The sequence below is a fragment of the Thermococcus sp. MAR1 genome (assembly GCF_012027305.1).
Taxonomy (GTDB): Archaea; Methanobacteriota_B; Thermococci; order Thermococcales; family Thermococcaceae; genus Thermococcus.
On the sequence record NZ_SNUF01000050.1, the window covers coordinates 1 to 382 of the forward strand.

Consider the following 382-nt stretch of genomic DNA (forward strand, 5'->3'; position numbering starts at 1 on the left):
ATAGCCCCTCCAATACCTAAATTAACCGGTAAATCTAAATATTTAGCTTCTGTTCTTTGTGCAATGTCTAAAGTATTATCTGTTGAACAATCATTCACAATTAAAATATCTAAGTTTAAAATACCCCGTAGGTTTTCTTTAATCTCAGTAACCAAATCAGCAAGTGATGCTGCTTCATTAAAACATGGGATAATAATTAAACCTCTATAAAGGTGCATGATGGTGTGGGTTGAAAGCAAATTAAACGAAAACTTTATTCCCTGTGTTTAATAATATATTTCTATTACAAAATGGTTAGAGGCAAAACCACAAACTTTAAAAAGCCAGGAAGAAATACAATTTTAATATTGAATAAAAAAGCGAAGTAATTTTTACTTCGCTT

1 protein-coding gene is annotated in these 382 nt (G+C 29.8%); it reads right to left on the reverse strand.

The genetic code is table 11. The features are described from left to right. A partial coding sequence (locus E3E25_RS11485) for a glycosyltransferase (RefSeq protein ID WP_167893429.1) occupies positions 1 to 218 on the reverse strand: 218 nt, incomplete at its 3' end. Positions 219 to 382: the final 164 nt, after the last annotated feature.